Raw genomic sequence first — 13,969 nt, 5'->3', positions numbered from 1 at the left:
CTTTTTATTCGCAACGATCAGGATTGCGGCGCTTGCCGCACCTGCGCCGCCACCTTGCCCTTCATCATGACGCCGTAGACGACGGCGGCGATGGCCACGCCCACGAACCAGGCGTAGGTATAGATGGTTTTGAAGCCTTCGGCCACGCCAGGGAACGCCGTGGGAAAGGCCGCGTTCAAAAAGCCCGGGATATTCGGCAGCACGGCGATAATGAAGGCGATCAGCGCCGCCATGTTCCAGCCACCGCCATACGAGTAGATACCGTCATCGCGGTACAGCTGCCTGACGTCGAGCCGCGTCTTGCGCACAAAATAATAGTCGACGATAAGGATGCCGGCGATGGGACCCAGCAGGGCGGAATAGCCGATCAGCCACGTGAAGATATAGCCCTGAGTCGACTCGAGCACCTTCCACGGCATCATGACGATGGCGATGAATGCCGTGATGTAGCCGCCCATCTTGTACGAAATCTGCTTCGGCGCCAGTGCGGAAAAGTCGTATGCCGGCCCCACCAGGTTGGCCGCCAAATTGACGCTGACCGTGTCGATCAGGAGGATGATCAGGGCGATCAGCACGGCGGCGCCCGTCATGCGGCTGGCCAGGTCGACGGGGTCCCAGATGGCCTTGCCGTACATGACGACCGAACCGGCAGTGACGATCACGGCCAGCATGGCCAGCAAACCCATGGGCACGGGCAAGCCGACCGACTGGCCCAGGATCTGGTCGCGCTGCGTCTTGGCGAAGCGCGTGAAGTCGGGAATGTTCAATGCCAAGGTGGCCCAGAAACCCACCATGGCCGTCAGCGATGGCCAGAAGACGCTCCAGAACTGGCCCGCCTTTTTGCCGCCGGGGATGAATTGCGATGGCTGGTCCAGCAGGCTGGCCACGCCGCCGGCCTTGCTGTGCACCCAGTACAGCAGCACGAAGCAGATCAGGATTTTCAGCGGCGCCGTGTAGGTTTCGAGTTTACGGATCGATTCCATGCCATGCAGGATGTAATAGAACTGGATGGCCCAGAAAGCCAGGAAGCACAGCAGCTGGCTGCCATTGATGCCCAGGCCCGCGATCTTCTCGCCGCCCAGTTCATGTCCCATTAATACACCCATCAAGGTGTAGATCATCTGGCCGCCGAACCATGTCTGGATGCCGTACCAGCCGCAGGCAACGATGGCGCGCATCAGGGCCGGCAGGCGCGCCCCCGCCGTGCCGAACGAGGCGCGCGCCAGCACGGCATACGGGATGCCGTACTTGGTGCCCGCATGGCCGATCAGCAGCATCGGCAGGAGCACGATGGCGTTGGCGAGAAACACCGTGAGCACGGCCTGGTAGCCGGACATGCCGCTGTCGATCAGGCTGGCCGACAGGGTGTAGGCGGGAATGCACATCACCATGCCGACCCACAGCGCGGCAAAGTGATACCAGCGCCAGGTGCGCTGCGCCGCCGTGGTGGGCGCCAGGTCTTCATTCCAGAGTTGCGTATTGCCTGAATAGTCGTGGTTCACAGGGTTGCTCCATCGGTTGGGAGGTTGGGCGTTTTAAAAACGGCTGCGTCCTAGCTTACTGCAAAGTTGGGCAACTGTTTATAAAATATACGTACGCAAAAAACGTGCCCTATGCCGATTCCGCCAATGCCCGAGGGTTGCGCGGGTCCTGCGTCCAGTTCATGTACGGCTTGCCCGTTGCCTGCGGCACCATCGTGATGCAGCCCTGCACCGGACAGGTGATTTCGCACAGGTTGCAGCCTACGCATTCCTCCTTGATCACCTCATATGTGCGCGTGCCGGCCGCGTCGATCAGTTGCGCAATCGACTGGTGCGACGTGTCTTCGCAAGCCACGTAGCACTTGCCGCATTTGATGCAGTCATCCTGGTTGATCTGCGCGATCACCTGGTAATTCATGTCCAGGTATTTCCAGTCCGTCGTGTTGGCCACGGCCTTGCCGGAAAAATCGCTGATGCGTGCATAGCCCTTCTCGTCCATCCAGCGCGACAGGCCATCCTTCATCTCGTCGACGATGCGGAAACCATGCAGCATGGCGGCCGTGCACACCTGCACGCAGCCGGCGCCCAGGGCGAGGAATTCGGCCGCGTCGCGCCAGTTGCCGATGCCGCCAATGCCGGAAATGGGCAAGCCCCGCGTCTGCGGATCGCGGGCGATTTCCGCCACCATGTTCAGCGCGATCGGTTTCACCGCCGCGCCGCAATAGCCGCCGTGCGTGCTGGCGCCGCCGACAATCGGCAAGGCCACCATGCGGTCCAGGTCCAGCGAGGTGATGGAATTGATGGTGTTGATCAGGGAGACGGCGTCCGCGCCGCCCGCCTTGGCCGCGCGCGCCGGCATGCGCACGTCCGTGATGTTGGGCGTGAGCTTGACGATGACGGGCAGACGGCTGTGCTTCTTGCACCAGGCGGTCACCATCTGCACGTACTCGGGCACCTGGCCCACGGCCGCGCCCATGCCCCGCTCCGGCATGCCGTGCGGGCAGCCGAAATTGAGCTCGATGCCGTCCGCTCCCGTCGCCTCGACCTTGGGCAGGATGTCGGCCCAGTAGTGCTCTTCACAGGGCAGCATCAGGGAAACGATCATGGCGCGGTCCGGCCAGTCCTTTTTCACCTGCGTGATTTCGCGCAGGTTGATCTCCAGAGAGCGGTCGGTAATCAGCTCGATGTTATTGAAGCCGACCACTTCGCGGTTCTTGCCGTACAGGGCGGAATAGCGCGACGAGACGTTGACGGCGGCCGGATCTTCGCCCAGCGTCTTCCACACGACGCCGCCCCACCCCGCTTCGAAGGCACGCACCACGTTGTAGGCCTTGTCGGTCGGCGGTGCGGACGCCAGCCAGAAGGGATTCGGCGCCTTGATGCCGCAAAATTCGATGCTGAGATCAGCCATTATGCAGCCTCCACTTTATTCAACAAATCGGAATGGATGGCCAGTGCGGCCAGCTTGCCATGCTGGACGGCTTGCACCGTCAAGTCCTGTCCTGGCGCCACGCAGTCGCCGCCCGCATAGATCCCCGGCAGCACCGTGCGAAAACCCGCATCGACGGCGATCTTGTCGCCTTCGCGCTGCAGCAATGACGCCATCGGGTCCTGCAGCACCTGCGTATCGAGGCTCTGGCCGATAGCCTTGAAGATGGCGTCGGCCGCCACGTCGAAGGTTTCGCCCGTGCCCGCCAGGCGCGTGCCCTGCATGCGGGTTTTTTCGAAACGCATGCCGGTCACCTTGCCGGCAGTATCGAGCAGCACCTGCTGCGGCTGGGCCCACGTCAGCATGCGCACCTGGTTGGCCTTGGCGATCTCCTGCTCATGGTGGGTGGCCGTCATGGCGTCGAAACCGCGCCGGTAGACCAGGGTGACTTCCTCGGCGCCCAGGCGGCCAATCTGCACGGCCATGTCGATGGCCGTATTGCCGGCGCCAATCACAAGCGCCCGTTTCGGCACCGGCAGCGCGGCCAGGTCGTCCGCCTGGCGCAGCGCGGCGATATAATCGACGGCGGCCAGCAAGCCCGGTGCGTCCTCGCCCGTCAAGCCCAGCTTGCGGCTGGCGCCCAGCCCTAGGCCGAGAAAAACAGCGTCGTACTGCGCGTGCAGGTCGCGCAGCTGCACGTTTTCGCCCAGCGTCTGGCGACATCGGATGGTGATGCCGCCGATGTCCAGCAGGAAGTCGATTTCCTTTTGCGCGAAATCGTCCGTCAGCTTGTACTTGGCGATGCCGTATTCATTCAGACCGCCCGCCTTGCCCTCTTTTTCAAAGATCACCACATCGTGCCCCAGCATGGCCAGGCGGTGCGCGCACGACAGGCCGGCAGGGCCCGCGCCGACGATGGCAATCGTCTTGCCGGTGCTCGCCGCGCGCCTGAACGGGTGCGTCGCAAAGTGCATGTGGTCGACGGCGTAGCGCTGCAGCAGGCCGATTTTCACGGGCTGGCCTTCGGCGTCGTGATTGCGCACGCAGACGTCTTCGCACAGGATTTCCGTGGGACAGACGCGGGCGCAGCTGCCGCCCAGGATGTTCTGCTTCAGGATACCGGCGGCGGCGCCGTTGATGTTCTTGTCGTGGATATTGCGGATGAAGCTGGCCACGTCGATTTCCGACGGACAGATACGGCTGCACGGCGCGTCGTAGCAATACAGGCAGCGGGCGCTTTCGATGGCCGCCTGGCGCGCCGTGAGCGGCGGCGCCAGGTCCGTGAAATGGCCTGCCAGTTCCTCGTTGGGCAGGGCGGGATGCGGTAAATAGTGCAAAGACTCGATCATCGCGTATTCCTCTTGTTATGTGCGGCCGGCTTGTCGTTTGAAACCCTTACTTCATCTGGGGAAAAGCAAATTCCACACCAGCGCTGGCCGTGTTGGGCCAGCGCTGCATCACGGCCTTGTGGCGCGTGTAGAAGCGCACGCCTTCGGGGCCATACGCGTGGTGGTCGCCGAACATGCTGCGCTTCCAGCCGCCGAAACTGTTGAAGGCCATCGGCACGGGCAAGGGGATGTTGACGCCCACCATGCCGACCTGAATCTGGCGCACGAATTCGCGCGCCACGCCGCCGTCGCGCGTGTAGATGGCCACGCCGTTGCCATACTCGTTGGCGTTGATCAGCTCCACCGCCTGCCCCACGTCAGGACACCGCAGCACGCACAGCACAGGGCCGAAAATCTCTTCCTTGTAGATGCGCATGTCGCGCGTGACATGGTCGAACAAGGTGCCGCCGACGAAGAAACCGTTCTCGCGGCCAGGCACCACATGGTTGCGTCCATCGACCACCAAAGTCGCGCCCTGCTCCACGCCGGAGGCGATGAGTTTTTCGATCCGCTGCTTGGCCGCCAGAGACACGACCGGTCCCATTTCCGCACCATCTTCCATGCCGTCGCGCACTTTCAGTGCGGCCGTGCGCGTTGCCAGTGCATCGATCAATTTGTCGCCCGCATCGCCCACGGCCACGACGACGGAGATGGCCATGCAGCGCTCGCCCGCCGAACCGTAGGCCGCGCCGATCAGCGCGTCGACCGTCATGTCCATGTCCGCGTCCGGCATCACCACCATGTGGTTTTTCGCCCCGCCCAGCGCTTGCACGCGCTTGCCGCTGGCGCTGCCGCGCGCATAGATGTATTCGGCGATCGGCGTCGAGCCGACAAAGCTGATCGCCTGCACCACCGGGTGGTCGAGCAGGGCGTCAACGGTCACTTTATCTCCCTGCACCACGTTGAAGACGCCGTCGGGTAAACCTGCATCCTTGAGCAATTTCGCGTGCAGCAGGGACGCGGACGGATCGCGCTCGGATGGTTTCAAGACGAAGGTATTGCCGCAGGCAATCGCCACCGGGAACATCCACATCGGCACCATCACGGGAAAATTAAATGGCGTGATGCCGGCCACCACCCCCAGCGCCTGGCGCATGGACCAGGCATCGATGCCGCGCGAAATCTGGTCCGTGAATTCGCCCTTCAGCAATTGCGGTATGCCGACGGCAAACTCCACCATCTCGATGCCGCGCGCCACCTCGCCCTGGGCATCGGCAAAGGTCTTGCCATGCTCGCGCGTGAGCATGGCGGCAAATTCATCCGTGTGCTGCTGACACAGCTGCAGGTAGCGGAACAGCACGCGTGCACGCGTCAAGGGCGGCGTGGCAGACCACGAGGGAAAGGCGGCGGCCGCCGCCTGCACGGCCGCGTCCACGTCTTCCACGGTGCCCAGCGCCACGCGCGCCACAGGCTGGCCCAGGGCCGGGTTGTAGACGTCGCCGTAGCGGCCACTGCGGGTGTCGACCTTGGCGCCGTTGATGAAGTGCGTAATCGTGTCGAGATCGTTCATGGTGTTCCTTAGTCGAGATTTTTGAGTACCTTGGCCAGCTTGCCAAACAGCTCGTCGATATGCTGTTTCTCCAGCACCAGCGGCGGCGACAGGGCGATAATGTCGCCCGTCGTGCGTATCAGCACGCCGTCGGCGAAGGCTTGCTTGAAGGCGTTGAAGGCGCGCGTACCCGGTTTGCCGGCGATGGGATCGAGTTCGATGCCGGCGATCAGGCCGATGCTGCGCAAATCGATCACGTGCGGCAAACCTTTCAAGGAATGCACTGCATCGCTCCAATACGCCTGCATCGCTTTCGCGTGGCCCAGGATGTCCTGCTCCTCGAACACCTGCAAGGTGGCCAGCGAGGCGGCGCAGGCCAGCGGGTGGCCGGAATACGTATAGCCGTGGAACAGCTCGATGCCCGGTGGCGCATCCATGAAGGCATCGTGGATGTATTTTTTGCTGAATACGGCGCCCATCGGCACCATGCCGTTGGTCAGGCCCTTGGCCGTCGTCATCAGGTCCGGTTCGACGTCGAAATAGTCGGCCGCGAACGGCGTCGTCATGCGGCCGAAACCCGTGATGACTTCATCGAAGATCAGGAGGATGCCGTGCTTGGTGCACAGTTCGCGCAAGCGCTTCAGATAGCCTTTCGGCGGGATCAGCACGCCCGTGGAACCGGCCACCGGTTCGACGATGACGGCGGCGATCGTCGAGGCGTCGTGCAGGGCGACGATGCGCTCGAGTTCATCGGCCAGGTGGGTGCCGTATTCGGGTTCCCCCACCGTGTAGGCGTTCTTGTCCAGGTTGTGCGTGTGCGGCAGGTGGTCGACGCCCGGCAACAGCGGGCCGAAGGTCTTGCGGTTGCCGCCGATGCCGCCCACGGAAATGCCGCCGAAACCGACGCCGTGATAACCGCGTTCGCGGCCGATCAGGCGCGTGCGCGCGCCCTCGCCGCGCGCCCGGTGATAGGCCAGCGCGATTTTCAAGGCCGTGTCGACGGCTTCGGAACCGGAGTTGGTGTAGAAAACGTGGCCGAACTTGTGGCCCGTGTAGTCCATCAGTTTTTCCGCCAGGTCGAAGGCGGCCGGATGGCCCATCTGGAAGGTCGGCGCGAAGTCGAGCTGGCCCACCATCTCGCGGATGGCACCGACGATTTTCGGCTGCGCATGGCCGCACGGCACGCACCACAGTCCCGCCGTGCCATCGAGGATGGCGTTGCCATCGACGTCCTTGTAGTACATGCCTTCGGCCGACACCAGCAAACGCGGATGGGCCTTGAAATCACTGTTATTCGTAAATGGCATCCAGAATGCCGACATCGATTCCGGCCTTGTTTCGTTCATGACCTTCTCCTTGGGATGGGCTGGCGCTGGGCCAAGATCGTTTTTGACGAAGCGTAAAATAATTTACCAGTTGGCAAAAAGCTGATGTAATAATAGACAGGCCATCCCCAATGGCACAGATACACAAACGGCAAAGTATCCCAACCGTACAGGTCGAAAAACCACTACAGTTTTGTGCAAGGCAGCATATGGAGCCACCGGTGATACACAACGTGAAGCAGGACGAGGGCGAAGGTAACGCCAGCGGCTGGCCCGTGCTGGACATCGACCGCCAGAAAAAGGGCGGCCTCGTCGAGCAGATCGTCATCGCCATCAGCGTCATGGTAGGCAGCCGCGCGCTGCGCATCGGTACCAAAATGCCATCCGTGCGCCAGTTCGCCCGCTGCAATGGCGTGTCGACGTTTACCGTCGTCGAATCGTACGACCGCCTGGTCAACCTGGGCCTGCTGTCGTCGCGGCGCGGCTCCGGCTATTTCGTCGCGCGCCACGATATCGCCGCCTCGCCGCAGGCGGCCCTCAGCGCCAACACCCTTGCGAGTCCCACCGCCATCGACGCCCTGACGCCGGACCTGTACTCGGGCGTGTCCGACGCCCTGCCCGTGGGAGCGGGCTGGCTGCCGCCCGAGATGTATGGCGAAGCGACCGTGCTCGACGCCGTGCGCCAGGCCATGCGCATTCCCGCCAGCCGCCTGCGTGGCTATGGCCACCCTCTCGGCTTTCCCTCGCTGCGCCAGCACCTGGCAACCAGCCTGTCGGAAGAGCTGTTCCAGGTCGAGCCGGACCAGGTCCTGCTGACGCACGGCGCCACGCATGCCTTCGACTTGATCCTGCGCAGCCTGACCAAGCCGGGCGACACGGTGCTGGTGGAAGACCCCGGCTACAGCAATCTGCAGTCGCTGATACGCCACCACGGCTGCATCCCCGTGGGCATTGCCCGTGGCGAGGCGGGCCTCGACCTCGATGCGCTGGCCGTTGAAGCCGCGCGCACGCAGCCCAAGCTGATGTTCGTCAACACGGTGCTGCAAAATCCGCTCGGTACCTCCTTGAGCCAGGCGCAGACGCACCGCCTGCTGGCGCTGGCCGAACAATTCGATTTCTGGCTGGTAGAAGACGATATCTACCGCGAACTGGCGGCGCGCGGCGAAGCATCGCTGGCGGCCATGGACGGCTTGCGCCGCGTGATCCGCGTGGGCAGCTTTTCCAAGACCCTGTCGCCCGTGCTGCGCGTGGGGTCGATTTGCGCCTCGCCGCCGCTGCTGGCCGAACTGGTGCGCGTCAAAATGCTGGCGGGACTGACGACGTCGGAAATCAACGAGCGCGCCGTCTACCACGCCATCTGCGCGCGGCCGTACAAGCGCATGGTGGAACGCCTGGTGGCGCAGCTCGATGCGGCCCGCGAGCGCAGCATCGATTGCCTGGCGCAGGCGGGCATGGCTCCCGTGGCGCGGCCCCGTGGCGGCATGTTCGTCAGCGCCGGCTGGCCCGACGTGCAAACACCGGAGTGGAATGGCAAGATCATTGCCGACATGGCCCTGAAGGCGGGCATCCTGCTGTCGCCGAACGAATTTTTCATGCTACGCGCGCCCGAGACGGTGTGGTTCCGCTTCAACGTGGCCTATACCGATACCCCTGTGCTGCAGGCATTCCTGCAATCGATACGCCCACGCTAAAGAACCCGCCATGGCCAGCGACAAATCCCCTGCCCTTCCCGTAAAAAATGCCGGTGGCAGGCGCCTGCAAAACCGCGACCGCCTGGAAGCGGACATCCTTGAGCAAGCCGTGCGCGTCTTCGCGGAAAACGGCTATGAAGGCGCGTCGATCGCCACCATCGCCGAGCGGGCCGGCCTGTCGAAGCAAAACCTGATGTACTACTTCCCGTCCAAGCAGCTGCTGTACCAGCGCGTGCTCGACGATGTGCTTGACGACTGGCTGGCGCGCATGGAATCGCTGGCCAATGAACACGACGAGCCGCGCGACGTGCTGCGTGCGTATATCGGCGCCAAGCTGCGTTTTTCGCGCGAACAGCCATGGGCCTCGCGCGTGTATGCGCTGGAAGTGATCAATGGCGCGCCCCTGTACGGCGCACAGATACGCGACCGGGTCGTGCCCCTGCTGCGCAAGGATATCGCCGTCTTCGAAGCCTGGATTGCGGCCGGCCGGATCGCGCCCGTCAACGCCACGCACCTGATGTTCGCCATCTGGGCCATGACCCAGTCATATGCGGACTTTTCGGCGCAGATGGCCCTGGTGCTGGAACGCAAGCAGCTCACGCGCAAGGATTACGAGGATGCCGAAATCCTGCTCACGCACATGGTGCAGGCGGCCATCGCCCTGCCCGCGGCAGCACCCGGCACGTGATGAAATTTCCAAGGAACAATCTGGCAGTGATAGCATGGCGCGCTGGAGCGTTTGCACGGGCGGCGCAATATCGACAGGATAAGGAACAGGCATGAAACTATGGTCATCGGCGCGCACCGCGTCATTGCTGGGCAAAGCTGTCTGCGCGGCCCTGCTGGCAGTGGCGTCCACGGCACAGGCGCAGACAGTCGGCATGATAGACAGCCAGCCGCTCAGCGAAACCTGGCTCAACGCGGGCTTTTATTCGTATCACTTTCAGCGCGACAAGAACCTGAACGACAGCAATCCGGGCCTGGGCGCCGAATACCGCTTTTCCACGGTCGCGTCGGTCACGGCCGGCCGCTTCTACAATAGCGACCGCGCCTACTCGAACTACCTGGGCGTGTACTACCAGCCGATCAAGGTGGGTCCGCTGCGCATCGGCGCCGTCGTTGGCGGCTTCAGCGGCTATCCGAAGATGCGCGATGGCGGCTGGTTCCCGGCCCTGGTTCCCACCATCAGCTATGAATACCAGCGCGTGGGCGTGAATATCGCCATCGTGCCGTCCTACAAGGACCGCCTGTATGGCGCCCTCAGTTTCCAGCTGAAACTGAAGGTATTCGAATAACGGCTTGTCCCGGCCTGTCGCCGTTCGGTCTGCCATTCCTGCCATTCGTCGCATACGCAATGCCCGGCAGCAAGGATTTGCCTATAGTGGATTCATCGCCAGCATGCATACGGCAGCGGCCCCCACACGACAGGAGAACGGCATGAAAGACATCAATTCGGCACCGGGCAGCACTTCCTTCAGCGCTTTCTGGAACGAGCTGTGCACTTACGCGCGCCAGGGCCTGGCCGCCTTGCGCGCCATGCCCTGGCCCATGCTGCTGGCGTGCTGCCTGGGCCTGGCGTTCGTGATCACCATTTTACCGCTGGCCATCATGCTGTTTGCCCTCGTCATGCTGCTCAGATGGGCGAGCAACAGTGACGATACGGGCACGGACACGAAGGCGGCGGGCGCTCAGCAGCCACCGCAGTAAAATTTGCGTTATGGCAGAAGTGTCATGATTGTTTTATGGCACTATGGATGCGCGCAGCATTGACAAGTGTCAATACCATCCCTATGGATGGTACGGGCACGGAACACCGCGCATCCCGGACGATCAAAGCTACTCCCCACCTGCCATAGGAGTTTCCAGATGACCAATACAGCAAAAGCAACAACCGCGACCACCATCCCCTGCCTGCGCTACCGCGACGCGCCGGCTGCCATTGAATGGCTGTGCAAGGCGCTCGGTTTTGAAAAGCAATTGATCGTGCCCGATGGCGAAGGCGGTGTCGCGCACGCCCAGCTCAGCTTTGGCAATGGCATGGTCATGGTGGCGCCCGCCATCGACAGCGACTATGGCCGCCTGATGAAACTGCCTGGCGACATCGGCGGCGCGAATACACAAAACTGCTACCTGGTCGTCAGCGACGCCGATGCCGTCTACCGCAGCGCGCTGGAAGCGGGCGCAGAAATCGTCCTCGACATCAAGGATGAAGATTACGGCGGACGGGGCTTCACCTGCCGCGACCCGGAAGGCCACATCTGGAGCCTGGGCACCTACGATCCATGGTAAAACGGAGAACAATGATTGTCGCTACCCTCACCGCCGCCAGCCTTGCGCTGATCGGCGGTTTCCTGTCCGCTCCCGTCCTCGTCGACGAACATCTCAACCGCATTCATCCCCCGTCCGGCAAGGCGCCGTCGGCAGCCACTGTGACCCTGCACCAGAGCCTGTGGATCGCCGACCTGCACGCCGACAGCCTGCTGTGGCAACGCAATCTGAACCGCGACAGCCAGCGCGGCCATGTCGACTTTCCCCGCCTGCAGCGGGCCAACGTGGCGCTGCAAGCCTTTTCCGTCGTCACCAAGACGCCGCGCAAGATGAATATCGAGCGCAATGGCAGCGATACGGACAACATCACGGCCCTGGTCGTGGCGCAAGGCTTGCCACCGGCCACGTGGAACAGCCTGCTGGCGCGCGCCACTTACCAGGCCGACGAGCTGCGCCAGCAAGCGGGCAAGAGCCATGGCAAGGTGCGCGTCATTGGCAGCCGCGCCCAGCTGCGCAGCTTCATTGCCGCGCGCGAAAAAGACCCCGCCCTGCTGGGTGGCTGGCTGACCCTGGAAGGCGCGCATGCGCTCGAAGGCAAGCTGGACAATCTCGACACCCTGTACCGGTCCGGCTACCGCATGGCAGCGCCCACGCATTTCTTCGATACGGAACTGTCCGGCTCCCAGCACGGCTTGAAAAAAGGCGGCCTGACGCCGCTGGGCAGGCAATGGCTGCGCGCCATGGAGCAGCGCAAGATGATCGTCGACCTGGCGCACGCCTCGTCGGCCACCATCGACGACGTGCTGACGTTGGCGAAACGCCCCGTGATGGTATCGCACACGGGCGTGCGCGGCACCTGCGCCAACGGGCGCAACCTCAGTGACAGTCAATTGAAGCGCATCGCCGCCCAGGGCGGCCTGGTGGGTATCGGCTTCTGGAATACGGCCGTCTGCGGCAAGGACGTGGCCTCCATCGCGCGCGCCATCAAGTACACGGTCAAGCTGATCGGCGCCGAACATGTGGCGTATGGTTCGGACTTCGATGGCGCCGTCACCACGGCCATCGACGCGACGGGCTTGCCGCGCTTGACGCAGGCGCTGCTGGACGCGGGCCTGTCGGAAGAACAGATCCGCCGCGTCGCCGGCGAAAACGTGCGCGACTTCCTGTTGAAAAACCTGCCCGACGACGACGCCTAGGCCAGGGAGCTGATCAAGGCCTGGTCCGCCACCTGGCGCGGCCGGATGCGTATCAGTTTGCGGTACAGGGGCGGCATGGCGTCGCACAGCGCCAGCAATGCATCTTCCGCCATGGCCGGGCGCACGTACTGGAACTGTGCGGGATTATTCTCGGGCAGCGCCCCTTCCATGGTGGAGCCGTAGGCGCCCAGGGTCATGAAACTGGCGGCGCTGTCGTCCGGGCCGATGGCCAGCACGAAGGTGCCGTGCTTGGGATGCCCCAGGTAGCATTTGATTTCTTCCTGCAGCGCCGGCGCCGCATTCGCCATCAATTCATAGCGCAGCTGCGCGTACTGGCGCGTGCATTCCATGAACGGCGTGCGGATGGCCGATTGACCCAATTTTCCCGGCATACATAGCAGCAGGTTGCCGAAGGAATCGAGCAAGGCGGCCGCATCGCCCTGACCGCCATCACGCGCGTCCTGCTCCATGGCCGCCTGCAGAAATGGCGCCAGGCCCGCGTCGGGCGCGTGCGGGTCGCAGCGGTAAGTCAGGGCGTCGGGATAGCGGCGGCGCAAGGCGCGCACCACGGGATGCTCGGACGGCAAGGCGGCGGGATCGCGCAGGGGCACGTCGTCGCCGGCGCTCAGCAGCTGCATCACCTGCGCCGATGTCGCCTCGAACACGAGCGAACACAGTGCCTGCGTCGCCTCGTGGATGCTCTTGCCGATGAAAAAAGATTTGGGCGCGGCGCCGGACGGGGCACGCGCATACTCGGTGGCGCCGCGCACGGCCGGATAGCAAAAACTGCGGCCCGCCTGCGCCTGCAGCGGCGCCGGCAAGGCCGTAAACGTGGCGCCGCCATCATAATTGATACCCGCCTTGACGTCGGGCGCGGCGACCACCACATTGAAACCGGCCGCCAGGATGGCCCCCGTGCACATGCAGCAGGGATCGAGCGAAGTGACGATGGTCAGTTCGCCCGGCGGCGGCAAGGGCGTGCCCTTGGCACGCTCGGCGAAATACCAGTCCACCAGCTGACGCTCGCCATGCGCGGTGGGGTCGAACACCAGGCCCTGGCGCACGACGTTGTTGTGCATCGATTGCAGCACGTTGCCGGCGCCGTCGAGCAGCACGCCGCCCACGCCAAAAGTACCCTGCGTCTTCGCTGCCATGGCTTCGGCCGCGGCTATCGCCACGGCGGCCTGGATATCGATCGTCTTGTTCAAGCGGATCCTGTTACTTCATGTCCAGGTCGGAATTGCCGAAGCCGTGCGGCAGCAGCCAGCCCGCCGTCACTTCCATGACATCGTTTTTCAGGTTCGTCAGGATCACGGGCAGGTCGGCGCCGCCCATCTCGAAGATCACCTGTCGGCAGGCGCCGCATGGCGAAATCGGTTCCGCCGTGTCGCCCGTGACGGCCAGTTTGGCGAAGTCGCCCGGCTTGCAGCCATGCGCGATGGCGCTGAAAAACGCCGTGCGTTCGGCGCAGTTGCACAGCCCATAGGCGGCGTTTTCCACGTTACAGCCACGGAAAACGCGGCCATCCTTGCACAGCAGCGCCGCGCCCACCTTGAAACGCGAGTATGGCGCGTAGGCCAGTTCGCGGCCCGCATTGGCTTCGGCGATCAGTTCTTGGTTGTTCATTTGATTATTTACCTGTAAAACCCGCAAAGGCCGGGGCCGTACCCTCATGGTACGACCCCAGCCCCTGCTTTGGAGC

Annotated in this window: 13 protein-coding genes; 6 read left to right on the top strand and 7 right to left on the bottom strand. The window is 63.4% G+C overall.

Annotated elements, in window-relative coordinates; genetic code table 11:
- Positions 1–17: 17 nt before the first annotated feature.
- From BXA07_RS16360 to BXA07_RS16340, 5 genes are all read right to left on the bottom strand, one after another.
- The gene (locus BXA07_RS16360; RefSeq protein WP_076568989.1) at positions 18–1,502 is read right to left on the bottom strand and encodes an NCS1 family nucleobase:cation symporter-1; all 1,485 of its coding nucleotides are present in this window, start codon (positions 1,500–1,502) and stop codon (positions 18–20) included.
- A gap of 109 nt (positions 1,503–1,611) precedes the next feature.
- Positions 1,612–2,892 (bottom strand): NAD-dependent dihydropyrimidine dehydrogenase subunit PreA, encoded by a 1,281-nt coding sequence (gene preA, locus BXA07_RS16355; protein ID WP_076568987.1) that lies wholly within the window; start codon positions 2,890–2,892, stop codon positions 1,612–1,614.
- A complete protein-coding gene (locus BXA07_RS16350) occupies positions 2,892–4,259 on the bottom strand; it encodes an NAD(P)-dependent oxidoreductase (protein WP_076568985.1) in 1,368 nt (455 codons plus the stop codon). The genes preA and BXA07_RS16350 overlap by 1 nt, the downstream gene beginning before the upstream one ends.
- A gap of 46 nt (positions 4,260–4,305) precedes the next feature.
- Entirely contained in the window at positions 4,306–5,808 is a 1,503-nt protein-coding gene (locus BXA07_RS16345; protein WP_076568983.1) for a CoA-acylating methylmalonate-semialdehyde dehydrogenase, read from the bottom strand.
- 8 nt (positions 5,809–5,816) lie between these two features.
- Positions 5,817–7,133 (bottom strand): omega-aminotransferase AptA, encoded by a 1,317-nt coding sequence (locus tag BXA07_RS16340; protein WP_076568981.1) that lies wholly within the window; start codon positions 7,131–7,133, stop codon positions 5,817–5,819.
- 200 nt (positions 7,134–7,333) lie between these two features.
- Here BXA07_RS16340 and BXA07_RS16335 point away from each other — a divergent pair, with 200 nt between their 5' ends.
- The 6 genes from BXA07_RS16335 (at position 7,334) to BXA07_RS16310 (ending at position 12,267) form a co-directional block, all read left to right on the top strand.
- Positions 7,334–8,803, top strand: coding sequence for an aminotransferase-like domain-containing protein (locus tag BXA07_RS16335; RefSeq protein ID WP_244556304.1), 1,470 nt, complete (start codon positions 7,334–7,336; stop codon positions 8,801–8,803).
- A gap of 10 nt (positions 8,804–8,813) precedes the next feature.
- Positions 8,814–9,491, top strand: a complete 678-nt coding sequence (locus BXA07_RS16330; RefSeq protein ID WP_076568977.1) for a TetR/AcrR family transcriptional regulator — start codon at positions 8,814–8,816, stop codon at positions 9,489–9,491.
- Between the two features lie 91 nt (positions 9,492–9,582).
- Positions 9,583–10,098 (top strand): hypothetical protein, encoded by a 516-nt coding sequence (locus BXA07_RS16325; protein ID WP_076568976.1) that lies wholly within the window; start codon positions 9,583–9,585, stop codon positions 10,096–10,098.
- A gap of 142 nt (positions 10,099–10,240) precedes the next feature.
- Entirely contained in the window at positions 10,241–10,510 is a 270-nt protein-coding gene (locus BXA07_RS16320; RefSeq protein ID WP_076568975.1) for a hypothetical protein, read from the top strand.
- A 159-nt stretch (positions 10,511–10,669) separates the two neighbouring features.
- Entirely contained in the window at positions 10,670–11,092 is a 423-nt protein-coding gene (locus BXA07_RS16315) for a VOC family protein (RefSeq protein ID WP_076568974.1), read from the top strand.
- Between the two features lie 11 nt (positions 11,093–11,103).
- Positions 11,104–12,267: a dipeptidase gene (locus BXA07_RS16310; RefSeq protein ID WP_139335614.1), complete on the top strand. Its 1,164-nt coding sequence runs from the start codon at positions 11,104–11,106 to the stop codon at positions 12,265–12,267.
- Here the strand turns inward: BXA07_RS16310 and BXA07_RS16305 are convergent.
- Positions 12,264–13,481: a nucleoside deaminase gene (locus BXA07_RS16305; protein WP_170909681.1), complete on the bottom strand. Its 1,218-nt coding sequence runs from the start codon at positions 13,479–13,481 to the stop codon at positions 12,264–12,266. The genes BXA07_RS16310 and BXA07_RS16305 overlap by 4 nt on opposite strands.
- Positions 13,482–13,485: 4 nt before the next feature.
- Positions 13,486–13,941, bottom strand: coding sequence for a cytidine deaminase (locus BXA07_RS16300; RefSeq protein ID WP_076568971.1), 456 nt, complete (start codon positions 13,939–13,941; stop codon positions 13,486–13,488).
- Positions 13,942–13,969 lie beyond the last annotated feature (28 nt).

The organism is Janthinobacterium sp. TND4EL3 (assembly GCF_900156175.1).
Classification (GTDB): Bacteria; Pseudomonadota; Gammaproteobacteria; order Burkholderiales; family Burkholderiaceae_D; genus Janthinobacterium.
This window is presented reverse-complemented; position numbering and strand designations above follow the sequence as displayed.

Excerpts from the sequence above, each read along its gene's own strand:
- BXA07_RS16340 (WP_076568981.1), bottom strand. The coding sequence starts at position 7,133 with ATGAACGAAACAAGGCCGGAATCGATGTCGGCATTCTGGATGCCATTT.
- BXA07_RS16310 (WP_139335614.1), top strand. The coding sequence starts at position 11,104 with ATGATTGTCGCTACCCTCACCGCCGCCAGCCTTGCGCTGATCGGCGGT.
- BXA07_RS16325 (WP_076568976.1), top strand. The coding sequence starts at position 9,583 with ATGAAACTATGGTCATCGGCGCGCACCGCGTCATTGCTGGGCAAAGCT.
- BXA07_RS16300 (WP_076568971.1), bottom strand. The coding sequence starts at position 13,941 with ATGAGGGTACGGCCCCGGCCTTTGCGGGTTTTACAGGTAAATAATCAA.
- BXA07_RS16315 (WP_076568974.1), top strand. The coding sequence starts at position 10,670 with ATGACCAATACAGCAAAAGCAACAACCGCGACCACCATCCCCTGCCTG.
- BXA07_RS16320 (WP_076568975.1), top strand. The coding sequence starts at position 10,241 with ATGAAAGACATCAATTCGGCACCGGGCAGCACTTCCTTCAGCGCTTTC.
- preA (WP_076568987.1), bottom strand. The coding sequence starts at position 2,892 with ATGGCTGATCTCAGCATCGAATTTTGCGGCATCAAGGCGCCGAATCCC.
- BXA07_RS16345 (WP_076568983.1), bottom strand. The coding sequence starts at position 5,808 with ATGAACGATCTCGACACGATTACGCACTTCATCAACGGCGCCAAGGTC.
- BXA07_RS16350 (WP_076568985.1), bottom strand. The coding sequence starts at position 4,259 with ATGATCGAGTCTTTGCACTATTTACCGCATCCCGCCCTGCCCAACGAG.
- BXA07_RS16330 (WP_076568977.1), top strand. The coding sequence starts at position 8,814 with ATGGCCAGCGACAAATCCCCTGCCCTTCCCGTAAAAAATGCCGGTGGC.